This window comes from Methylobacterium thuringiense (assembly GCF_022179645.1).
Lineage (GTDB): Bacteria > Pseudomonadota > Alphaproteobacteria > Rhizobiales > Beijerinckiaceae > Methylobacterium > Methylobacterium thuringiense.
This window is the reverse complement of sequence record NZ_BPRA01000020.1, coordinates 1-21,496: the sequence shown is the minus strand read 5'-3', so window position 1 is coordinate 21,496 and position 21,496 is coordinate 1. Positions and strand designations below refer to the sequence as shown.

Below are 21,496 nucleotides of genomic sequence, written 5' to 3'. Positions count from 1 at the left end.
CCCGCCGTGCAGCGGCATCGTGTTCACGGGCCGCCGTCCGTCAAGCGGGGATGCGGGCTGCGCGTCAGTCCGGAAGCACCATGCTGCCGTCGGGCAACAGGGAGAAGCCGGGGTTCCAGGCCACTTCCCAGAGGGTGCCGTCGGGATCGGCGAAGTACCCCGAATAGCCGCCCCAGAAGACGTCGTGAGCCGGCTTCACGAGGGTCGCACCGGCTTCGACCGCCTGGGCGAGGACGGCGTCGGTCTCGTCCTTGCTCGCCGTGTTGTAGGCCAGCGAAAAACCGCGAAAGCCCGAGCCCTCGGCCGGCACGCCCGCATCCGCCGCGAGGTTTTCGCGGGGAAACAGCGAGAGGGCCATGCCGCCGAGCTGGAAGAAGGCCACGCCGTCGGCGGCGCGCACCGATCGGGTCCAGCCGAGCGCCTCGTAGAAGCGGACGGCACGCGGCAGGTCGGTGGTGCCGAGGGTGACGAGCGTCAGGCGCGGCTGCATGGCCGGCTCATCCGTTCGGCGGCTTGGCGACGAGGCTCGGCAGGTGGCGCTCGTGCCAGGTCCGCAGCCGGTCGAGGCCGGGATGCGTGAGGTTGCGGGCGAGATAGCCCTCGATCCGCGGCAGGTGGGCGAGGTAGCCCGGCTTGCCGTCGCGCTTGTCCAGCCGTGCGAAGATGCCGAGGATCTTCGTGGCGCGCTGCGCGGCCAGCACCGCGTAGGCGCGGGCGAAGGCCTGCATGTCGAAGTCTTGGTCGCGGGCGCGGCGCTCGCGGATGTAGAGGCCGAGCAGACGCAGCTCGAAATCGGCGCTCGCGTCGACGCGGGCATCCTGTAGCAGCGAGGCGAGGTCGTAGGCCGGATGGCCGAGCACCGCGTCCTGAAAGTCGATCACGCCGACCCGCTCCAGCCCGTCGCGATCGGGCAGCCAGATCAGGTTCGGCGAATGATAGTCGCGCAGGGTCCAGGTAGTGGGCTCGGTTAGCAGATCTCCGAGGGCCTCGGTCCAGACCGCCACGAACTCGGCGCGGGCGGCCGCGTCGAGATGCGTGCCCTTATGAACGGTATACCACTCGGGCAGCAGTTCGGCCTCGAACAGAAGGGCTTCGAGGTCGTAATGCGGCAGCGCGTGGTCGATGCCGTCGGCCACCGGCAGCACGCCCGGCAGCTCCGTGGCATGGAGCCTGGCGAGCAGCCGCACGGCCTCCGTGTAGCGCTCGGGACGCGGTGCGCCGTTCTCGATCACCGGCTCTCGGCCGAGATCCTCGATGATGAGCAGACCCTGCGCCCGATCCTCGGCGTAGATCTTCGGGGCCGAGAAGCCGAGAGCCCGCAGCCCCCGATCCATGGCGACGAAGGCGTCGACGTTTTCGGCGAGCTTGACGATGGCGCTGTACGGCTTGCCGTCCCGCACCGGCGGCCCGTCGGAGCGGGCAGGGGAGATCATCAGCACGGCGTTGGCGCCGTCCGGCTTCACCAGGCGCTCATAGGCCCGCGCCGAGGCGTCGCCCTGCATGAAATGGCGCTCGGCCTCGTCCCAGCCGCTGCGCCCGAGCAGCGCGCGGATGGCGCGGGCCCGGTCGAGGCGCGCGCGCATGCCGTTGAGGCCATCGATGCGCACGAAGCGCGAGCCCTCACCGAACTCGGGACGCAGCGACAGCTCCACCGTGAGGATCGGCGTGGCGCATGGCTCCATCCGCTCCGGCCACTCCACCAGGGTGATCGCCGTCCCGGTGATCTCGTCGAAGCCGAGCTCGATCAGCTCGTCCGGCCCGCGCAGGCGGTAGAGGTCGGCATGCACGATGGCCGGGCCGGGCTGCCCGTCGCGGGACTTGCCGTCATAAGGCTGCATCAGCGTGAAGGTCGGACTCGGCACCTCGAGATCGGGGTCGCCGGTCAGTTCGCGGACCATCGCGCGGGCGAGCACGGTCTTGCCGCCGCCGAGGCCGCCCGACAAAGCGACGAGGTCGCCGGGCACGAGCATGCCGGCGAGGAAGGCCCCGAGATCTTCGGTGGCGCCCTCTTCCGGCAGCACGATCTCCCACGGTTTCTGCTCGGCGGCCTCGTTCACGGCCTCCGCCTCGTCGCCCGGCTCCGCCTCGTCGTGGATGGTCTCCCGATCCTCGTTCACCGCGATCTCCTCCGCCCCCGGATCCTCGCGTGGATCGGCCATGCGCGAGGATCAAACGTTTCTGGTCGTTACCTTAAACCGAAAACTCCGCGTTCCGTGAGCCCCCGGCACGAACCCTTCCGGATTGTCCCGCCCGCATCCCGCCGGACGGGGCTGCCGCCGCTACTCCGCGGCTTCGCGGTTGCCGTCCGCCGTCTCCAGCGGAAAGCTGCAGGTGACGCTGGTGCCGGCTCCGAGCGCCGACTCGATCGTGACCCGGCCGCCATGCAGCTCGACGAAGGACCGAACGATCGAGAGGCCGAGTCCGACGCCGCGATGCTTGGTGCCGAGGGTGTGGCTCTCGAACCGCTCGAAGACCCGCGTGATCACGTCCTGCGGGATGCCGCGGCCGTGGTCGACCACCTTGAGCACGAGTTCCTCCGCGGTTCGCCGGGCCTCGACCCGCACGCGCTGGCCCGCCTTCGAGAAGCCCACGGCATTGGAGAGCAGGTTGAACAGGATCTGCCGGATGCGTTTGGCGTCCGCGGGGAAGCTGCCGACATTGCCGGGCACGTCGAGATCGAGGGCGATGCTCGACTCCTTCAGCCGGTCCTCGACGCCGCGCGCCGCCGCCTCGATGGTCGAGCGCACGTCGACGGTCTCGCGCTGCAGGGCCAGCGAATGCGCGTCGATGGAGGCGAGGTCGAGGATGTCGTTGATGATGGCGAGCAGCGCCGAGGACGAGCCCTTGATGTGGTCCGAGTACTCGCGCTGGCGCTCGTTGAGGGCGCCCACCGTCTCGTCGCCCAACAGCTCGGTGAAGCCGATGATGTTGGTGAGCGGCGAGCGCAGCTCGTAGGAGACGTGGTGGACGAAGGTGTCGCGCAGCTGCGCGGCGCGCTCCAGGGCATCGTTCTTCTCGGTCAGCGCGCGCTCGACGTTCACGCTGGCCGTCACGTCGATGAAGGTCAGCAGGGTCGCGCCTGCGTTGAGCGGCCGGGCGGTACAGTCGAGCACGCTGCCGTCCAGCACCTCGAGACGGCAGGACAGGTCGGAGCGCGTCTCGCTCAGGCCCGTGACCATCCCGCGGATGTCCATCCACGGTTCCGGGTCCGGCGAGATCGTGCGGCAGGCCGCGATCACCGCATCGATGCGCGGATGGTCCTTCACGCTCGCTTCGTTGATCCGCCAGACCGCCTGGAAGGCCTGGTTGGCGAGGCGCAGCCGGCCGTCGGCACCGAACAGCGCCACCGGCTCCTTGAGGGTGTCGAGGGTCTCGGCCTGCTCCTTCATCGCCGCCGAATAGCGGGATTCGAGCTTCAGGTTTTCGGAGAGGTCCTGGAACAGGTAGGTCAGGCCACCCTGCGGGTTGGGGTCGGCGACGACGTTGAGCGTGCGGCCGTCGGGCAGGTACCAGGGGCCGTCCGTCGCCTCGACGGCGCGGTAGGCGGCGAGGACCTCGGCCTTCCAGCTGCGGAAGTCGGCCTGCTCGGGGAGCTTGCGCATGACCCGGAGCCGATCGAGAATCTCGCCGTCGAGCGGCCGGCTGTCGAGGAAGGCCGTGTCGAGGTCCCAGAGCTTCTGGTAGGCGGCGTTGTGGAAGATCAGGCGCTGGCCCTGGTCGAACATCGCCACGGCCGTCGGCAACTGGTCGAGGGTGCGGACATGGGCCGCCATCTGGCGCTGGTGGTCGGCCTTCACGCTCTCGAGATCGGTGACGTCCACGGCAATGCCGACCCGGCCGCCTTCGGCCGTGCTCTCGCTGACGTCGAGAATGCGCCGCGCTCCCGCGACCACGCCCGACAGGCGCAGGGCCTGCGGCGAACCGTTGAGGCCGGTCTCCTCGCGTGCCACGCGATCTCTGGCGCTCCTGTCGAGCAGTTCGGTGCCGGCGCGCAGGACGCCGTCGCGGCTGCCGCCCTCGACGGCGGAAACGTAGGCCGTGTTGACGAAGGCCAGCGCGCCGCCGCGGTCGCGGTGCCAGACCGGCTGCGGGATCGCGTCGAGCAGGCTGTGAAGGGCGAGGATCTCGTCGGCCGCGGCCTCGATGCCGGCGCGGGCCTCGATCAGCGCGCGGTGCTCGCCGGTGGTCTCGCGAAGGCGCAGCAACGCCCGGCCGCTCACCGCCTGACCCTGTGCCTCGACGAAGCGGCCCGAAGGCGTTCGCAGCGTGCGGCGGAACCCGGCGCCGCGCCGGCGCAGGGAGTCGATCTCGTCCTCGAGGGCCGTCGCGTCCCCCGGTGTCAGCCAGCTGCCGAAGGCGAGGATCCGGCGAGTGCCGCCGAGGCCGCCCGCGACGGCCCCGAGCGGGGTGCCGTCGAGAGCGAAGCCGGCATCGCCCTCGATCATGGGTTCGCCGCGTCCGGCCCACGAGACGATGACCTGGCTGTCCGCATGGAGCAGCAGTTCGGCCCTGTCATGCGCACCCTGCAAGTCCGCGAGCGCCGCCTGCAGGCCCCGCTCGCGGCGGCTCCAGCCGGAGCGCTCGTGCAGGTACAGCAGCGACAGGATCGTGGCGAAGACGATGAGCCCAATGACGACGGCGAGCACGGTGACGTTGTGAGCGGGCATGGCGTGCATCAACGGCCGCCCGGTCGGTGTTCCGATATCCTGCGCCATCGCCGCATCGGGCGCGCAGGCGAAGACCACGCAGAGCGTGCCGGCGCGTGTCAGGCCACGCACCGCCCTTTCGACCCCCATGTCCCCACCGCCTTCACGAGTCGCCGACGCACCGCCGACGAGGTGCCGCCGGGGCGCTCGATCGAGCGGTCCCGTCCGGCGTATTCTGCCGGTCCCGAACCCGGAAAACGCCGGGCGCGGAGCAACCTCACCTGAGGAATCAGTTCACCATATCGCGGCGTGGAATCGCGCCGGAAGGGGGAAATCGGGGTGAAATGCACGCCACCGCGATCGAGCGCAGAAAAGCCACAGTTCGAAAAACCGGTCTTGACTTCAGCTCAAGCCGGTGGATCGTTTTTGGACTGAGAACGAAACAGGAAAAGCCCGGCGCAAGGCCGGGCTTTTCAGTCTCGATGAAGTCTCCGGCGTCGCTGCGCCGGAGGCGAAAGCTCAGTAGCGGTAGTGATCGGGCTTGAACGGGCCGTTCTCGCTGACGCCGATATAGGCCGCCTGATCGGGCCGAAGCTTCGACAACTTTACGCCGATCTTCTCGAGATGAAGCATGGCCACCTTCTCGTCGAGGGCCTTCGGCAGTGTGTAGACCTGCTTCTCGTACTTGCCGGGGTTCGTCCAGAGTTCGATCTGGGCGAGCGTCTGATTGGTGAAGGATGCAGACATCACGAAGGACGGATGGCCGGTGGCATTGCCGAGGTTCACCAGGCGGCCTTCCGACAACAGGATGATGCGATGGCCGTCGGCGAAGGTGATCTCGTCGACCTGCGGCTTGATGTTCGACCAGCGGAGGTTCTTCAGGCCGGCGACCTGGATCTCGTTGTCGAAGTGGCCGATGTTGCACACGATCGCGCGGTCCTTCATGGCCCGCATGTGCTCGATCGTGATGATGTCCTTGTTGCCGGTAGCGGTGACGAAGATGTCGGCGCGGGGTGCCGCGTCTTCCATCGTCACGACCTCGTAGCCTTCCATCGCGGCCTGAAGCGCGCAGATCGGATCGACCTCCGAGACCAGCACGCGGCAGCCGGCGTGGCGCAGCGAGGAAGCCGAGCCCTTGCCGACGTCGCCGAAGCCCGCAACCATGGCGACCTTGCCGGCCATCATCACGTCGGTGCCGCGGCGGATGCCGTCGACCAGGGACTCGCGACAGCCGTAGAGGTTGTCGAACTTGGACTTGGTGACGGCGTCGTTCACGTTGATCGCCGGGAAGAGCAGCTTGCCCTCCTTGGCGAGGTTGTAGAGGCGGTGAACGCCGGTGGTGGTCTCTTCCGAGACGCCCTTGATGGAGTCGGCGAGGCCGGCGAACCAGCCCTTCGGCTTCTCCTGCAGCTTCTTCTTGAGAAGCGCGAAGAAGATTTCTTCCTCCTCGGACTCGGGCTTGTCGAGGAATGCCGTGTCGCCGTTCTCGGCGCGGAGGCCGAGATGGACGAACATCGTCGCATCGCCGCCGTCGTCCAAAATCATGTTCGGCATGGAGCCGTCATGCCAGTCGAACAGGCGGGCGGTGTAGTTCCAGTAATCCTCGAGCGTCTCGCCCTTGATGGCGAAGACGGGGATGCCGGCGGCGGCGATCGCGGCGGCGGCGTGGTCCTGGGTCGAATAGATGTTGCACGAGACCCAGCGGATGTCGGCGCCGAGAGCCTTGAGCGTCTCGATCAGCACCGCGGTCTGGATCGTCATGTGCAGCGAGCCGGCGATCTTCGCGCCCTTGAGCGGCTGCGACGCGCCGTATTCCTCGCGGGTGGCCATCAGGCCCGGCATCTCGGTCTCGGCGATCGAGATCTCTTTGCGGCCGTACTCGGCGAGCGCGATGTCCTTGACGATGTAGTCGTTGGCGGCAGCCATGTGTGTGTCCTCTTGCTGTGTCGGTGTTCGACGGCGTCCCTAGCAGGCGCCGGGATAGGAATCAATCAAGACATAAAGATGTCTTTATATAAGTTCGAAGCTGGATGGGCCTGGGTGCCCCTTCCGTCATCGCTTCGCTGCGCTCGCGATGACGGTGGTCGGTCCGGCAGACGCCCCGGCTACTCCGCCGCGACGAGGTAGCTCTTCGGGTCGTAGTTCAGGATCGGCCCGAGCCAGCGCTCGGTCTCCCGGATGTCCATGCCCTTGCGCCCGGCGTAATCCTCGACCTGGTCGCGTTCGACCTTCGCGACGCCGAAATAGTGCGACTGCGGGTGGGCGATGTAGAGACCCGAGACCGAGGAGCCCGGCCACATCGCGTAGGACTCGGTCAGCTTCACGCCGATGCGGCGCTCGGCCTTGAGCAGGTCGAACAGCGTGACCTTCTCGGTGTGATCGGGCTGAGCCGGATAGCCGGCGGCCGGGCGGATGCCGTCGTACTTCTCGTGGACGAGTTCCTCGGTTGCGATGGTTTCGTCGGGCGCGTAGCCCCAGAACTCGCGCCGGACCCGCTCGTGCATGCGTTCGGCAAAGGCCTCGGCGATGCGGTCGGCGAGCGCCTTGACCAGGATCGAGCGGTAATCGTCGTTCGCCCGCTCGAAGCGCTCGGCGATTCTCACCTCTTCCAAGCCCGCCGTCACGACGAACCCGCCGACATAGTCGCCGATCCCGCTGTCCTTCGGCGCGACGAAGTCGGAGATGCAGGTGTTCGCCCGCCCGTCGCGCTTCGAGAGCTGCTGGCGCAGGCCGTGGAAGGTCGCGAGCACGTCGGTCCGGCTCTCGCCGGTATAGAGCTGGATGTCGTCGCCGACGCTGTTGGCGGGCCAGAAACCGATGATGCCCTTCGGGTTGAACCAGCGCTCCGCGACGATCTGCTTCAGCATCTCCTGCGCGTCGTCGAACAGCGCCTTGGCCGCCGGCCCCTGCTCGGGATCCTCGAAGATCGCGGGGTAGCGACCCTTGAACTCGTAGGTCTGCAGGAACGGCGTCCAGTCGATATACGGCACGAGATCGGCGACCTCGTAGGAGCCGAACACGCGGGCGTCGGTGAACGAGGGCTTCTTCGGCGCGTAGCCGGACCAGTCGATCTTGAAGGGGTTGGCGCGGGCCTTGGCCAGCGGCAGCCGGGTCTTGTCCATCTCCGAGCGGGCATGGGCCTCGGCGACCTTGCGGTACTCCGCCTGGATCTTCTCGATGACGCCGCCGCGGGTCTCCTTCGAGATCAGGCTCGACACGACGCCGACCGCACGGCTGGCATCGGTGACGTAGATCGTCTGGCCGCGATTGTAGGCCGGGTCGATCTTCACGGCTGTATGCACGCGGCTCGTCGTCGCCCCGCCGATCAGCAGAGGAACGGAAAAACCCTCGCGCTCCATCTCGGCGGCGACGTGGACCATCTCGTCGAGGGATGGCGTGATCAGGCCGGAGAGGCCGATGATGTCGACCTCCTCCTTCTTAGCGATGTCGAGGATCTTGGCGGCCGGCACCATCACGCCGAGATCGATGATCTCGTAGTTGTTGCAGGCGAGCACGACGCCGACAATGTTCTTGCCGATGTCGTGGACGTCGCCCTTCACGGTGGCCATCAGCACCTTGCCGGCGGCGCGCCGCTTGCCGTCGCCGCCGTTGGCGAGCTTTTCGGCCTCCATGTACGGCTCGAGATAGGCGACCGCCTGCTTCATCACGCGGGCCGACTTCACCACCTGCGGCAGGAACATCTTTCCGGAGCCGAACAGGTCGCCGACCACGTTCATGCCGGCCATCAGCGGGCCCTCGATGACGTGGAGCGGGCGCTCGACGCCCTGGCGGGCCTCTTCCGTGTCGGCGAGGATGTATTCGGTGATGCCGTTGACGAGCGCGTGTTCGATCCGCTTCTCGACCGGGGCCTCGCGCCAGCGCAGATCGGTGGTCTTGGCCTTGGCCTCGCCGCCGCTCTTGAAGCGCTCCGCGGCGTCGAGAAGCCGCTCGGTGGAATCGTCGCGCCGGTTGAGGACGACGTCCTCGCAGAGCTCGCGCAGCTCGGGCGGCAACTCGTCGTAGACCGCGAGCTGGCCGGCGTTGACGATGCCCATGTCCATGCCGACCTGGATGGCGTGGTACAGGAACACCGCGTGCATCGCCTCGCGCACCGGCTCGTTGCCGCGGAAGGCGAAGCTGAGGTTCGAGATGCCGCCCGAGATGTGGGTGTGGGGCAGGGTCTCGCGGATGATCCGGGTCGCCTCGATGAAGGCGACGCCGTAGCCGTTGTGCTCCTCGATGCCGGTGGCGACCGCAAACACGTTCGGATCGAAGATGATGTCTTCCGGCGGGAAGCCGATCTCCTCGGTCAGGATCTTGTAGGCGCGGGTGCAGATCTCGACCTTGCGCTCCAGCGTGTCGGCCTGGCCCTCCTCGTCGAAGGCCATGACCACGATGGCCGCGCCATAGGACCGGCAGATCTTGGCGGCTTCGATGAACTTCTCCTCGCCCTCCTTCATGGAGATCGAGTTCACGATCGGCTTGCCCTGGATGCACTTCAGGCCGGCTTCGATCACCTCGAACTTCGAGGAATCGACCATCACCGGCACGCGGGCGATGTCGGGCTCGGCGGCGACGAGGTTGAGGAACTCGACCATCGCTTTCTGCGAGTCGAGTAGGCCCTCGTCCATGTTGATGTCGATGATCTGCGCGCCGGCCGCGACCTGATCGCGGGCGACGTCGAGGGCGGCAGAAAAATCGCCGTTCTTGATGAGCTTGCGGAACTTGGCCGAGCCGGTGACGTTCGTGCGCTCGCCGACGTTCACGAAGGGGATCTCCTTCGCGAGCGTGAAGGGCTCCAGGCCCGACAGGCGCATCAGGCGCGGCACGTCCGGAATGGCGCGTGGCTTCTTGTCGGCGACGGCCTCCGCGATGGCGCGGATGTGGTCCGGCGTCGTGCCGCAGCAGCCGCCGACCATGTTGACGATGCCGGACGCCGCGAATTCGCCGACGAGCTTGCCCATCGCCTCGGGGCTCTCGTCGTAGAGCCCGAACTCGTTCGGCAAGCCGGCATTCGGATAGGCGCAGACCAGCGTGTCGCAGATGCGCGAGAGCTCGCTGATATGGCCGCGCATCTCCTTGGCGCCGAGCGCGCAGTTGAGGCCGAAAGTCATCGGCGCGCAGTGGCGCAGCGCGTTCCAGAACGCCTCGGGCGTCTGGCCCGAGAGGGTGCGGCCGGAGAGGTCGGTGATGGTGCCGGAGATCTGGATCGGCAGCTTGACGCCGCGCTCGTCGAAGACCTGCCAGGTGGCGGCGATGGCGGCCTTGGCGTTGAGCGTGTCGAAGATCGTCTCGATCAGGATCAGCTCGGCGCCGCCATCCATCAGGCCGCGGACCTGCTCGGCATAGGCCTCCTTGACCTGATCGAAGGTCACGGCGCGGTAGCCGGGGTTGTTCACGTCCGGCGAGATCGAGAGCGTGCGGTTGGTCGGGCCGATGGCACCGGCGACGAAGCGGCGGCGGCCATCCTGCTCCTCGGCGAGCTTGGCCGCCTCGCGGGCCAGCCGCGCGCCCTCGCTGTTCAACTCGTGGATGATCGATTCCATGCCGTAATCGGCCTGGGCGATCGTCGTGCCGGAAAAGGTGTTGGTCTCGCAGACGTCGGCGCCGGCGAGGAAGTAGTCGAGATGGATCTGCCGGATCGCATCGGGCTGCGTCAGGATCAGAAGGTCGTTGTTGCCCTTCTGATCATGGGAGTGATCCATGAACCGCGAACCGCGAAAGTCCGCCTCGCCGTAGCCGAGCCGCTGGATCACCGTGCCCATCGCGCCGTCGAGCACGAGGATTTTTTCGCTGGCGCGCTGACGGAGCGCGGCTTCGATCTCGGTGCCGTCGACGGGGCGGAGTTCTGTCATTGCGTATCCTCGGGGACGCCAAGTCCCATCAAACCACCTCACCCTGAGGCGCCGGCAGGAAGCGGCGGCCTCGAAGGGTCAGGAAGGAAATTCAGCGCGACTTAAGCCGCCGCCTTCCGCTCCGCCACCTTGGTCCCCTGCGAGCGCAGGCCCAGGATATGGCAGATCGCATAGACGAGGTCGGAGCGGTTCATCGAGTAGAAGTGGAAGTCGTTGATGCCCTGGTCGACGAGGTCGACGACCTGCTCGGCCGCGACGGCGGCCGCGACGAGGCGGCGGGTATCGGGATCGTTCTCGAGGCCTTCGAAGCGGGCGGCGAGCCAGTAGGGCACCGACGCGCCGGTGCGGCGGGCGAAATTCGCGGCCTGCTTGAAGTTCTGCACCGGCAGGATGCCCGGGATGATCGGAATCGTGATCCCGGCCGCACGGACCTTGTCGAGGTAGCGCAGGTAGATGTCGTTCTCGAAGAAGAACTGGGTGATGGCCTGGTCGGCGCCGGCATCGACCTTCGCCTTCAGCGCGTCGATGTCCGCGTCCATCGAGGCGGCCTCTGGGTGCATCTCGGGATAGGCCGAGACCGCGACCTTGAAGTCGCCGATCTTCTTGATGCCGGCGACGAGATCGCAGGATTGGGCGTATCCGCCCGGATGCGGCTTGTAGGTCGCGCCGACGCCGTCGGCCGGATCGCCGCGGAGCGCCACGATGTGGCGGACGCCGGCATCCCAATAGGACTGCACGACCTCGTCGATCTCTTCCTTGGTGGCGTTGACGCAGGTGAGGTGCGCGGCCGGCTTGAGGCTGGTCTCCTTGACCATGCGCGCGACGGTGTTGTGCGTGCGCTCGCGCGTCGAGCCGCCGGCACCGTAGGTGACCGAGACGAATTTCGGCTGCAGCGGCGCGAGCCGCTCGATCGACGACCACAGAATCTTTTCCATCTCGTCGGTCTTCGGCGGGAAGAACTCGATCGAGACGCGGATCGGGCGGAAGCCGTCGCGGCTGGCGCGGTGGGAGTTGGCGTCGGGCATCGTATCGTCCTCTATGTCTCTGGTTCAGACGAGGCGGGAAGGATAGCGCAGGCTCGCCCTTTCAGGCGACGGCGCGTTCGGAATTGAGTGCGGTGACGGCCGTGTCCTCGGCGAGCCAGAGGGTCACGGTCAGCGGGTGCTCGGTGCCGTCGGTCGGCGCGATGTCGCGGTGCTCGACACGGTCGAGGCCGGACTCGACGAGCCAGTTGGTGACTTGGTCGGCCGCGAAGCCGAGGCGGCGGTGGGCTTGAGCCTCGCGCAGATGTTCGAGGCCGTGCGGCGCGAAATCGACCACGAGCAGGCGCCCGCCCGGTGCCACGAGCCGCACGGCTTCGCGGAGCGCGCGCGCCGGATCGTCGAGGTAGTGCAGCACCTGATGCACGACGACGAGATCGAACCCGCCGCGGCCGAACGGCGGCGCATGGATGTCGCCCTGGCGCAGGTCGACCTTGGCGAGACCCGCCTGCTCCAGGTTGGCCCGCGCCACCGAGAGCATCGCATGACTGGAATCCAGCCCGGTCGCGCGCGTCGCCAGCGGCGCGAGCAGCCCGAGCATGCGGCCGGTCCCGGTGCCGAGATCGACGAGGCTGCGGATCGGGCGATCACCGAGCGCATCGCGCACAGCGGCCTCCACCGTCGCCTCGGGCACGTGGAGCGAGCGCAGACGGTCCCATTTTGGAGCGAGCCGCGCGAAGAAGGCCTGCGCCGACTCGGCGCGCTGTTCGCGGACGGCCTCCAGCCGAGCCCGGTCCTCGGAAAGTGGAGCATTCTTGCGATCGAGTCCGGCGATCATCGGGTCGATCAGGCCGGCACGGCCCTCGCGCAACCGGAAGAACGCCCAGGCGCCCTCGCGATGGCGCTCGACCAGCCCGGCCTCGACGAGAAGCTTCAGATGGCGCGAGATGCGCGGCTGGGACTGGCCCAGGATATCGGTGAGGTCGGTGACCGACAATTCGCCGTCGGCGAGCAGGGCAAGGATCCGCAGCCGCGTCTCTTCGGCGACGGCGCGCAGCATGCCGACCGCTTCCGCGAACGGGATCGACGCAATCGTATCCTGGCCCGTGTTAGACATAAAGATATCTTTATGTTCGACGCGAACCGTTGGCAAGCGCTTTCTGGTCCGGTCTCTGAGCCGTCATTACGGTCCGGCCTGCGCCGAACAGAAGTCATCGACGGCAGCGGTGATGGCCGCAGCGATCCGGTCCTGGCGCTCTGGAGCTGAAAGCAACAGCTCTTCGTCGCGGTTGATGATGAGGCCGGCTTCCATCAACACGGCTGGCGCTTCCGTCGCCTTCAGCACGGCGAGCTCGTCGAAGCGGTAGATTCCGCGCTCGGCGTCCAGAAAGGGACGGCTCTCGCCACGGAGCTTTTCCGCGTGATGGCGGGTGAAGGGCAGGCCGGCGGCGAGCAGCCGGTCCGCGAGCATCTGCGCGAAAGCAGCGCTCTCGCGGAAACGTCCGTTGGCCTGCGACACGAACAGCGACCACCCCTTGAAGCGGTCACTGAACTTTCGCTCGGTACCCTCGACCATCCAGGTCTTCAAATAGGCCTTCTGCACGGAATCGTGGTGCACCGAGAGAAAGAGGCTGGGCGCGAGCGCGTTCGCCTTGGCCGCCCGCATTCCAAGCCCCGCCCTACCACCGTCGGACAGCATCCGCGTTGTCTCGGCGTAGCCCTGCCGGACGAGGTGCGTCTCGATCACCCCGGCGAGGCTCAGATTGAAGCGGTACTCGTCGACGCCGCGGGCACTCGTGGCGCCGGGCGATTCGGGGCTGTGGCCGACGTCCAGGACGATCCGGAACGCGGACCGGTCGCATTGTGCCGCGGCCGGTGAGGCCTGCACGCACAGCAGCACGAGGACCGCGCCGCACGAGGACGTCGCCGCAGGCCGAAAGCTGCGCATGCGAAGACCCGTCCGTGCCGCCCCGATGATACCCGTTTAAGGTGCGCCGCAGGCGATGCAAGCGAGGCTCGGTTGCCGGGAGCGTGCCGAGCCGGCTTGGTCCGCCTCGGATTTAGCGGCTCGCGCCGGGCGCATCGCCCGCCCGCTTCTCGATTGCCGCGAGCAGGATGCAGAGCGCGATGCCCTCCGAGGCGGCGCGCACGTCCGACAGGGATGGGAAGGTCGGCGCGAGGCGCAACGTCCGGTCGTGCGGATCGCGACCATAAGGCGAGGTCGCGCCGGCCGGCGTCAGGGCGATGCCGGCATCCTTGGCGAGCGTCACGATCCGCTTGGCCGTACCCTCGACGGCGTCGACGGTGACGAAGTAGCCGCCTTCCGGGCGCAGCCATTCGGCGGCGCCCGTGCCACCGAGTTTCGCCTCGAGAGTCTCGAGCAACGCCTCGAATTTCGGCGCGATGATCGCGGCCTGCGCCGCCATGTGCTTCTCGAGTCCGGCATTGTCCTTGAGGAAGCGGACGTGGCGGAGCTGGTTGAGCTTGTCCGGGCCGATCGTGCGGAAGGCGGCGCGCTCCAGGTACCAGCGCACGTTCTCGGGCGAGCTCGCGAAGAAGGCGAGGCCCGCGCCGGCGAGCGTCACCTTCGAGGTCGAGGCGAAGATGAAGGCCCGGTCCGGGTTTCCGGCATCAGTGCAGAGCGCCAGGATATCGGGGACGGTGTGGTGGTCCTGGGTGAGGTGATGGACCGAATAGGCGTTGTCCCACATGATCCGGAAGTCCGGCGCGGCGGTCTCCATCGCGGCGAGACGGCGCGAGGTCTCCTCCGAATAGGTCTCGCCCGACGGGTTCGAGTATTTCGGCACGCACCAGATGCCCTTCACGGCCGGATCGGCGACAAGGCGCTCGACCGCGTCCATGTCAGGTCCGTGGCCGGTCATCGGCACCGGGATCATGCGAATGCCGAACTCTTCGCAGATCGCGAAGTGGCGGTCGTAGCCGGGGACGGGGCAGAGGAAGGTCGGAGCACCCTGGCCCCAGGGCGCCGTCGAGCCCGGCACGCCCTTCAGCATGGCCGAGGCGATGGTGCCGTGCATGAGCGCGAGGCTCGAATTGTCGCCGACGACGATCTGCTCGGCCGGCGCCTGCACCATCTGCGAGAACAGCGCGCGGGTCTCGGGCAGGCCCTGCAGGCCGCCGTAATTGCGGGCGTCGACGTTGCCCTCGGCGAAGAAGTCGCCGTTGCCGGGCAGGGTCAGCATCGGGTTCGAGAGGTCGAGCTGCTCGGGCGAGGGTTTTCCGCGGGTCATGTCGAGCTTGAGCCCGCGCGCCTTGAAGGCCTCGTACTCGGCGCGCGTCGTGTCGTGCAGGCTGCGCAGCGCGTCGGAATCCAGGCTGGTGAGCGTCGTCATCGATACCTCGAACGCGAGAAGGCTAAGGGGCGGGATCGGGCTCCCCCATACAAGCGGCCGGCCTCCCTGTGTAGGGAGCGCACATGGAACGCTCCCATGCAGCCCTCAGATGGGCGCGTCCCAGAGCCAGGCCGCACCGCGCACGCCCGAGGCGTCGCCGTGCAGGCTCGCCCGGACCGGCGTGTCGAACACGTCGGAGAAGACGTGCGGACCGATCGCCGCGGGCAGGCCGGCGACGAGCTCCGGCACCGTCGAGAGGCCGCCGCCAAGCACGATCACGTCCGGATCGAGGATGTTCACGACATGGGCGATGCCCCGGCCCATCCGGTCGAGCAGGACCGCGAAGGTGCCTTTCGCATCGGGATCACCGGTGCGCATCGCCGCGACGATCGCCTCCCCGGTCAGGGCTTGCGCCGTGCGGCGCCTGTGGTCGGCGGCCAGCGCCGGACCGGAAAGCCAAGTCTCGATGCAGCCGTGGCGGCCGCAATAGCAGGCGGGACCGGGACGCTCGTCGTCGCGGGGCCAGGGCAGGGGGTTGTGGCCCCATTCACCGCTGACCCTCCCTCGGCCGGAGAGCGGACGCCCGTCGATGGCGATGCCCGAGCCGATGCCGGTCCCAAGGATCGCGGCCCAGACGAGATGCGCGCCGGCGCCGGCCCCGTCATTGGCTTCGGAGACGGCGAGGCAGTTCGCGTCGTTCTCGATCCGCACCGGCCGACCAAGCGCTTGCGTCAGGTCGGCCTCGAATGGCGTGCCGATCAGCCAGGTCGAGTTGGCGTTCTTGATGAGACCCGTGGCCGGCGAGACCGCGCCGGGCATGCCGATGCCGACACTGCCGCCGGCGATCCCCGCCTCGGTTTCGAGGCTGGCCACCAGGCCGGCGATGGCGCCGAGCGACCCGGCATAGTCGCCGCGCGGCGTCGGGATGCGGCGCGCGGCAAGCGTCCGCCCATCCGCCGCCAGCACGATCCCGGCGATCTTTGTGCCGCCGAAATCGATGCCGATGCGCACCCGCTCCATGGCGGCGTGGCTACTGGGCGGCGACGATCCGCGGCCCGTCGGTGCCGACCTGCGAGGGGGCATCCGGCGAGTGGTCCGAGATGTCGGTGCCGATGGCGATCGGGTGCGCCATCACCTGACGCAGCTTTTCGCGGTCGAGTTCGCCCTCCCAGCGCGACACCACCACCGTGGCGACGCCGTTGCCGATGAGGTTTGTCAGCGCGCGGCACTCCGACATGAACTTGTCGACGCCGAGCACCAGGGTCATCGCCGCGACCGGCACCGGATTGCCGGGGATTGCAGCGAGCGTCGCGGCCAGGGTGATGAAGCCCGCGCCGGTGACGCCCGAGGCACCCTTCGAGGTCAGCATCGCGACGAGGAAGATCGTCGCATACTGGCCGAAGGTCAGGTCCGCACCCACGGCTTGCGCCAGGAACAGCGTGGTGAGCGTCATGTAGATGTTGGTGCCGTCGAGATTGAACGAATAGCCCGTCGGGATGACGAGCCCGACGACCGAATCCGAGGCGCCGAGGCGCTTCATCTTGGTCATCATGTGCGGCAGCACCGTCTCGGAGGAGGAGGTGCCGAGCACGATCAGCAGCTCGTCCTTGATGAAGGCGAGGAACTTGAAGATCGAGAAGCCGGAGAAGGCCGCGATCCCGCCCAGCACGACGAAGATGAACAGCAGCGACGTGGTGTAGAAGGTGCCCACCAGCCAGGCGAGATCGATGACCTTGCCGATGCCGTACTGGCCGACCGTGAAGGCCATCGCGCCGAAGGCGCCGATCGGCGCGAGCTTCACGATGATGCCGATGATGCGGAAGAACACCTGCCCCGCCGCGTCGATGCCGTGGGTGATGCTCTCGCCCTTGGCGCCCATCCCGGTGAGGACGACGCCGGTGAGGATCGAGACCAGAAGCACCTGCAGCAGATCGCCGCCGGCGAGCGCCTCGAAGAAGCTCTTGGGGATGATGCCGAGAAGGTGGGCGATGGTCGAGTCGGCGGCGGCCTTGCTGGCGTAGCCCTCGACGGCCTTCGCATCGAGCTTGCTGATGTCGGCGCCGAAGCCGGCGCCGGGCCGGACGATCTCACCGACGAGGATGCCGATCAGCAGCGCGACGCTCGACACGACCTCGAAGTAGATCAGCGCCTTCAGGCCGACGCGGCCGACCTTCTTGAGGTCACCGATCGAGGCGATGCCGTGGACGATGGTACAGAAGATGATCGGCGCGATCATCATCTTGATGAGAGCGATGAAGGCATCGCCCATCCACTTCACCGACTTGCCCCATTCGGGGTGGAGCCAGCCGAGCAATACGCCCAGCGCGATGGCGATCAGCACCTGGATATAGAGGACCCTATACCACGGGGTGTGGTGCCCGGCGGGAGCGGCAGCGCCCGGGGCATGCGTCATCGACTGGGCCATGTTTCCTCGCCGTTAACACTAGACCTAATCGGCCTCTGATGGGCCCTACGCCGACGCTAGCGGGTTTGCCGTTACTGCTCAACGGCATGTCGGTAGTTCGACTGCGCTCTGCTTGCAAGAAAGTTGTCGAGAATGTGGCGGCGCCTCTTTTCCGCCACACGTGCTGGTGGCACGAGTACTTGTGCGGCCGAGTTTCTCGCTGCGGCGAAGATTTTCTCGTCGTTACAAGAGCTTCGAGGGCGGCGACTGCTTAACGCGGAGTTATCCCGTGACCTTCTCGCGCTTTTTGAACAGGGCCATTCTGGCCGCCCTCTCGCTGTGCGCGCTCGTCTTCGTCACCGCAGCGCCCGCCGAGGCCGGCGTTGTCGCCCAGATCAGCAAGTCGAGCCAGCGCATGAGGGTCTACGTCAACGGCGTTCTGGCACACGACTGGGCCGTATCCACGGCGCGCAGGGGCTTCGTCACGCCGAGCGGCAATTACCGCGTCGGTCACATGGCGCGGATGCACTACTCGAGGAAGTACCACAACTCACCGATGCCTTACTCGATGTTCTTCCGGGGCGGCTACGCGATCCACGGTACCTATGCCGTCGGGCATCTCGGTCGTCAGGCGAGCCACGGTTGCATCCGCCTCGCGCCGGGCAACGCTGCGGCGCTCTACGCTCTGACGCAGGCCTATGGCGGCACGCAGGTCGTGATTCGGTGAACGCGAGAGGGGCCGTCAGCGCATCATGCGCTGCCGGCCCCTCTCGAGCGACGACGGGACCCTGATCTCGAAAGATCAGGTCTGCTGGTTCGTACGGCGCGGCCGCACGGTCCAGCGTTCGAACGAGCTGCCGTTCTCGTCGTCCTTGGCCGGTTCCTTGGGCTGTTGAATGGCCGCGCTGAGGGCCTGTGAGAGGCTCTCGATCACGTCGTCGATCCGCGCGTCGCCCTTGTCTTCGGCTGGCGCGGGGGCGGGCTTCATCTCCACCGAAGCCGGCGACGGCTTGGCGGGCTCGGCCGCGGCCGGCGGCGTTTCGGCGACAGGCTCGGGCGGCGCCGGAGGAGGAGCCTCCGCCACAGGTGCGGGCGCCGGCGCGCTCGGAGCGGGAGCGGGGGCCGGAGCGATTGCCGGCGCTTCGGTGACGGGCGGCCGACGCACGGTGTTGCCGAAGCCGAAGCGCGGCTCGATCAGGTCGAGCACGGCGTTGAGAGCCGCGTTGTTCAGCCCGATTTCCGGCGAGGCCGGCACGCCCTTGATCGCGACGGCGTGGCGGTCGTAGCCCGCCTCGGTCGAGACGTCGGTACTGAACCAGGCCGGGGCGAGGAAAGCCTTCGCACCGGCTTCGTCGTCGAAGGTGACGCTGGCGATATCGAGGCCGGGCGGTGTGACGTAGCGGTCGATCTGCACGTCGCGACCGCCCAACGGAATGGTGGTCCGCTCGTAGGCGGCCTTGCCGGAGCAGACGTCGAGCAGCGCGTCGCCATGGGCGCGCGGGACCTCGGTACGTTCCTCCTTCGCCCGGCCCTCGCCGTCCGTCGTGACGAGCACGAGGTGGCAATCCTGCCCGTCGATCCGGACGTAGGACGTCCGGCCAGCCTGCGGAGCGAAATAACCCTCGGTGATCCGGGCGCCGCCGCGCTCTTTTCGGATCAGTCGCACGAGCGACGGGGCAACCAGATAACGCCGGACGATACTCATACGCTCAACCTCCCCGCGGGGTTCGACGTCGAGCGGTTCGACATCACGATCCCGGTCGACCGTCGCTTTCGCGGCGGGCGAACAGGCTTGGATCCGTTTGCCGCGACCGCACCGCCGGCATCGTGCCGTCGTCGCGAACCCGGGACGTGAAACCGCTCGGCGTCTCTATGCCCTTCACCGCTAAGCGAAACGCCGTCGAAATCAAGACGGTTCACTCTTTGTTGGCGAGGCATTAACCCTGCCGTCCCCATGGAACGGCCGTTCGAGCCCCGGCCGGATCAATCCGCCGGCTCGAAGTGCAGGGACACTCCGTTCATGCAGTAGCGCAGTCCGGTCGGTGCAGGCCCGTCATCGAAGACGTGTCCGAGATGACCCTGGCAGCGCGCGCAATGGACCTCGGTACGCGCCATCCCGTGGCTGCGGTCGACCGTCGTGTCGACGGCACCTTCGAGGGGCGCGAAGAAGCTCGGCCAGCCGCTGCCGGATTCGTACTTGGTGCCGGTCTCGAAGAGCGGCGCGCCGCAGCCGACGCAGGTGAAGGTGCCGGCCCGCTTCTCCGCGTTCAGACAACTCGTCCCGGCGCGCTCGGTCCCGTGCTCGCGCAGCACGCGGTACTGTTCGGGGCTGAGGGCCTTGCGCCATTCCGCGTCGCTGCGTGCCTCCGGCGGGCTGATCGTATCGGATTCGGGCATGCCGTTCCTCCCATGTTTGCGTTGTCGGGATATGGGGTCGCTGGGCCGATCGAACGAGGGCCGCTTCAGGCTGCCGCACCGACGGTGTCTGCCATGCGGGCCTCCCGCTCGCCCAGCGCGCGCTCGCGGCCCGTCGTGGAATCGTGCCCGGTCTGGTGCTCGATCTCCGCGTTGATCTCGCCGCCGAGCAACACGATCGTCGCCGAGATCCAGATCCAGGTCATGAAGGCGATGACGGCGCCCAGCGACCCGTAGGTCTCGTTGTAGGAACCGAAGCTCGCGACGTACCAGGAGAACAGGATCGAGGCGACGATCCAGAGCAGGCCGGCCACCGCCCCACCGAGGCCGACCCAGCGCCAGCGCGCCGGCTCGCGGCTCGGGCCGTAGCGATACAGCACGGTGAGCGCGCCAAGGATGACGACGAGGAGCGCCGGCCAGCGCAGGGCCGCGATCGCCCAGGCGCCGTCGCCCAGGCCGAAGAAGTTGAACACCAGCGGCAGGACGACGATCGCGGAGAGGGCGACGATCACGAACATCAGCGCGCCGATGGTGAAGGTCAGCGAGCGCAGGTTCAGCCAGAAGATGTTGCGTTTCTCCTCCTCCTCGTAGACCACGTTCAGCGCATCGAACATCGCCTTCATGGCGGCGTTCGCGCTCCACACCGAGAGCAGCAGGCTGGTGAAGAAGGTCAGCCCCAGGGTGCCGCCGCCCTTGGCCGCGATGCGCTTCACCTGTCCTCCGACGATCTCGATGGCGCTGTCCGGCAGCACGCCCTGCATCGCCGCGAGATGCTCGTTGATGGTGTTCGCATCGGAGACCAAGCCGTAGCAGGTGACGAGCGCGGCGATGGCCGGGAACAGCGACAGCAGCGTGTAGAACGTGACCCCGGCGGCGACCGAGAGCACGCGGTCCTTGTTGAACTCTTGAAACACCCGGAAGGCGATGTCCTTCCAGCCGGAGGCGGGAATTTCGGTCGGGTCCTTGGCGCCTCGCCCGCGATCCGTCTGCGTCGCCGCGACCCAACGCGCGGTCCGCCCCTCATGCGAATGCGCGCCACCGTTCTTTTCACGCCGCTCCGGCCGGACGTCGGAGTCGCTCTGCACCTGCAACCGTCTCGGGCTCGCCGCCACGGCGATCAGAGCTGCGCCGAGCGCCAGCGTCCACAGGACGGAGGTCGCCTCGCCGGTGCGGTCGGGCGGGGGAAGTGACGGCGACGGCATGATGGGATCGGGACGCCAGGGTTCGAGCGACCGGGTTCAACCGGCGATTAGGCTTGGCTGTTCCTTGTGCACAGGACGACGCTCGAGGGAAGCGCGCCGCGATCTCGGCCGCCGCCGCCTTCGCCATCCGCGAAGGCTCGGTAAACGAGGCTCGAATTGCGCGCGGTTCAGCTTCCCATAGTCTCTCGCAGTAGAGAATGACTGAACGAAAAGGATTTTTTGCCATGCGCACGATGTCTTTGCAGGCTCATCGGCCGGCGCGCGACTGGCAACTCGCCGCCGCCGCCGGGTTTGTCGCCTTGACCGTCTTCGCCGCTGCCATCGACAGCCGGACTGCTTTCATCGACCGGAGCGTTGCCGGTCCATCCTCGGCCGAGCGCGTGGTGGCACCGTTGACGACATCGGAGTTGGCCCGGGAGATGATGACGCACGATTGAGGTGTGCTTGTCCGCCGGGACGCGAGAGGATTGGGCCAAGGCCGGACGGCGATGTTCTGCGCCGGCGCCGGGCTCGGCGTGTCTCGGTTGGACATCGAGGCAAACGACCCGGTTGTGCGCATTTTTCCGGTCCGCTTAGGGGCGGCAATGCATGGAAGCGGACGATTTCTCCGCTCCGGCTTACGACCCTGGCTGTGTCAAAAC

Annotated in this window: 16 protein-coding genes; 2 read left to right on the top strand and 14 right to left on the bottom strand. The window is 67.6% G+C overall.

From position 1 onward, the window contains the following. Positions 1–64: 64 nt before the first annotated feature. The 11 genes from MFF07_RS19045 to MFF07_RS18995 form a co-directional block, all read right to left on the bottom strand. The gene (locus MFF07_RS19045) at positions 65–490 is read right to left on the bottom strand and encodes a VOC family protein (protein WP_147817239.1); all 426 of its coding nucleotides are present in this window, start codon (positions 488–490) and stop codon (positions 65–67) included. 7 nt (positions 491–497) lie between these two features. Beyond that, positions 498–2,159 carry a tRNA (adenosine(37)-N6)-threonylcarbamoyltransferase complex ATPase subunit type 1 TsaE gene (gene tsaE / locus MFF07_RS19040; RefSeq protein WP_147817240.1) on the bottom strand — a complete coding sequence of 554 codons (1,662 nt, stop codon included), beginning with the start codon at positions 2,157–2,159 and terminating at the stop codon, positions 498–500. Between the two features lie 120 nt (positions 2,160–2,279). Further along, positions 2,280–4,796: a sensor histidine kinase gene (locus MFF07_RS19035; RefSeq protein ID WP_147817241.1), complete on the bottom strand. Its 2,517-nt coding sequence runs from the start codon at positions 4,794–4,796 to the stop codon at positions 2,280–2,282. Positions 4,797–5,165: 369 nt separating this feature from the next. After that, positions 5,166–6,572 (bottom strand): adenosylhomocysteinase, encoded by a 1,407-nt coding sequence (gene ahcY / locus MFF07_RS19030; RefSeq protein WP_147817242.1) that lies wholly within the window; start codon positions 6,570–6,572, stop codon positions 5,166–5,168. A 179-nt stretch (positions 6,573–6,751) separates the two neighbouring features. Further along, positions 6,752–10,501 carry a methionine synthase gene (metH, locus tag MFF07_RS19025; RefSeq protein WP_147817243.1) on the bottom strand — a complete coding sequence of 1,250 codons (3,750 nt, stop codon included), beginning with the start codon at positions 10,499–10,501 and terminating at the stop codon, positions 6,752–6,754. Between the two features lie 101 nt (positions 10,502–10,602). Beyond that, on the bottom strand, positions 10,603–11,526 hold the full coding sequence (gene metF, locus MFF07_RS19020; protein WP_147817244.1) for a methylenetetrahydrofolate reductase [NAD(P)H]: 924 nt from the start codon (positions 11,524–11,526) through the stop codon (positions 10,603–10,605). A 61-nt stretch (positions 11,527–11,587) separates the two neighbouring features. Next, positions 11,588–12,598, bottom strand: a complete 1,011-nt coding sequence (locus tag MFF07_RS19015) for an ArsR/SmtB family transcription factor (protein WP_147817245.1) — start codon at positions 12,596–12,598, stop codon at positions 11,588–11,590. Positions 12,599–12,664: 66 nt separating this feature from the next. Then, on the bottom strand, positions 12,665–13,429 hold the full coding sequence (locus MFF07_RS19010; protein ID WP_147817246.1) for an N-acetylmuramoyl-L-alanine amidase family protein: 765 nt from the start codon (positions 13,427–13,429) through the stop codon (positions 12,665–12,667). 112 nt (positions 13,430–13,541) lie between these two features. Beyond that, entirely contained in the window at positions 13,542–14,834 is a 1,293-nt protein-coding gene (locus MFF07_RS19005) for an aspartate aminotransferase type Ic (RefSeq protein WP_147817247.1), read from the bottom strand. 105 nt (positions 14,835–14,939) lie between these two features. After that, positions 14,940–15,854 carry an ROK family protein gene (locus tag MFF07_RS19000; RefSeq protein ID WP_238232640.1) on the bottom strand — a complete coding sequence of 305 codons (915 nt, stop codon included), beginning with the start codon at positions 15,852–15,854 and terminating at the stop codon, positions 14,940–14,942. A gap of 10 nt (positions 15,855–15,864) precedes the next feature. Beyond that, on the bottom strand, positions 15,865–17,259 hold the full coding sequence (locus tag MFF07_RS18995) for a dicarboxylate/amino acid:cation symporter (RefSeq protein ID WP_147817249.1): 1,395 nt from the start codon (positions 17,257–17,259) through the stop codon (positions 15,865–15,867). 268 nt (positions 17,260–17,527) lie between these two features. Between MFF07_RS18995 and MFF07_RS18990 the strand changes: the two genes are divergently transcribed. Further along, the gene (locus tag MFF07_RS18990; RefSeq protein ID WP_238232623.1) at positions 17,528–17,965 is read left to right on the top strand and encodes a L,D-transpeptidase; all 438 of its coding nucleotides are present in this window, start codon (positions 17,528–17,530) and stop codon (positions 17,963–17,965) included. A gap of 75 nt (positions 17,966–18,040) precedes the next feature. Here the strand turns inward: MFF07_RS18990 and MFF07_RS18985 are convergent, their stop codons facing one another. From MFF07_RS18985 to MFF07_RS18975, 3 genes are all read right to left on the bottom strand, one after another. Next, positions 18,041–18,943: a CYTH domain-containing protein gene (locus MFF07_RS18985; RefSeq protein ID WP_238232622.1), complete on the bottom strand. Its 903-nt coding sequence runs from the start codon at positions 18,941–18,943 to the stop codon at positions 18,041–18,043. Positions 18,944–19,221: 278 nt separating this feature from the next. Further along, positions 19,222–19,635 (bottom strand): peptide-methionine (R)-S-oxide reductase MsrB, encoded by a 414-nt coding sequence (msrB, locus tag MFF07_RS18980; RefSeq protein WP_147819318.1) that lies wholly within the window; start codon positions 19,633–19,635, stop codon positions 19,222–19,224. A 65-nt stretch (positions 19,636–19,700) separates the two neighbouring features. Continuing rightward, positions 19,701–20,855 (bottom strand): YihY/virulence factor BrkB family protein, encoded by a 1,155-nt coding sequence (locus tag MFF07_RS18975; protein WP_238232621.1) that lies wholly within the window; start codon positions 20,853–20,855, stop codon positions 19,701–19,703. A 224-nt stretch (positions 20,856–21,079) separates the two neighbouring features. On the opposite strand from MFF07_RS18975, the gene MFF07_RS18970 reads away from it, so the two are divergent. Further along, positions 21,080–21,292 (top strand): hypothetical protein, encoded by a 213-nt coding sequence (locus MFF07_RS18970; protein WP_147819322.1) that lies wholly within the window; start codon positions 21,080–21,082, stop codon positions 21,290–21,292. The last annotated feature ends 204 nt before the right edge of the window (positions 21,293–21,496 follow it).

Excerpts from the sequence above, each read along its gene's own strand:
- MFF07_RS18975 (WP_238232621.1), bottom strand. The coding sequence starts at position 20,855 with ATGCCGTCGCCGTCACTTCCCCCGCCCGACCGCACCGGCGAGGCGACC.
- ahcY (WP_147817242.1), bottom strand. The coding sequence starts at position 6,572 with ATGGCTGCCGCCAACGACTACATCGTCAAGGACATCGCGCTCGCCGAG.
- MFF07_RS19045 (WP_147817239.1), bottom strand. The coding sequence starts at position 490 with ATGCAGCCGCGCCTGACGCTCGTCACCCTCGGCACCACCGACCTGCCG.
- metF (WP_147817244.1), bottom strand. The coding sequence starts at position 11,526 with ATGCCCGACGCCAACTCCCACCGCGCCAGCCGCGACGGCTTCCGCCCG.
- MFF07_RS19010 (WP_147817246.1), bottom strand. The coding sequence starts at position 13,429 with ATGCGCAGCTTTCGGCCTGCGGCGACGTCCTCGTGCGGCGCGGTCCTC.
- MFF07_RS19035 (WP_147817241.1), bottom strand. The coding sequence starts at position 4,796 with ATGGGGGTCGAAAGGGCGGTGCGTGGCCTGACACGCGCCGGCACGCTC.
- metH (WP_147817243.1), bottom strand. The coding sequence starts at position 10,501 with ATGACAGAACTCCGCCCCGTCGACGGCACCGAGATCGAAGCCGCGCTC.
- MFF07_RS18995 (WP_147817249.1), bottom strand. The coding sequence starts at position 17,259 with ATGGCCCAGTCGATGACGCATGCCCCGGGCGCTGCCGCTCCCGCCGGG.
- MFF07_RS19000 (WP_238232640.1), bottom strand. The coding sequence starts at position 15,854 with ATGGAGCGGGTGCGCATCGGCATCGATTTCGGCGGCACAAAGATCGCC.
- msrB (WP_147819318.1), bottom strand. The coding sequence starts at position 19,635 with ATGCCCGAATCCGATACGATCAGCCCGCCGGAGGCACGCAGCGACGCG.
- MFF07_RS18970 (WP_147819322.1), top strand. The coding sequence starts at position 21,080 with ATGCGCACGATGTCTTTGCAGGCTCATCGGCCGGCGCGCGACTGGCAA.
- MFF07_RS19005 (WP_147817247.1), bottom strand. The coding sequence starts at position 14,834 with ATGACGACGCTCACCAGCCTGGATTCCGACGCGCTGCGCAGCCTGCAC.
- MFF07_RS18985 (WP_238232622.1), bottom strand. The coding sequence starts at position 18,943 with ATGAGTATCGTCCGGCGTTATCTGGTTGCCCCGTCGCTCGTGCGACTG.
- tsaE (WP_147817240.1), bottom strand. The coding sequence starts at position 2,159 with ATGGCCGATCCACGCGAGGATCCGGGGGCGGAGGAGATCGCGGTGAAC.
- MFF07_RS19015 (WP_147817245.1), bottom strand. The coding sequence starts at position 12,598 with ATGTCTAACACGGGCCAGGATACGATTGCGTCGATCCCGTTCGCGGAA.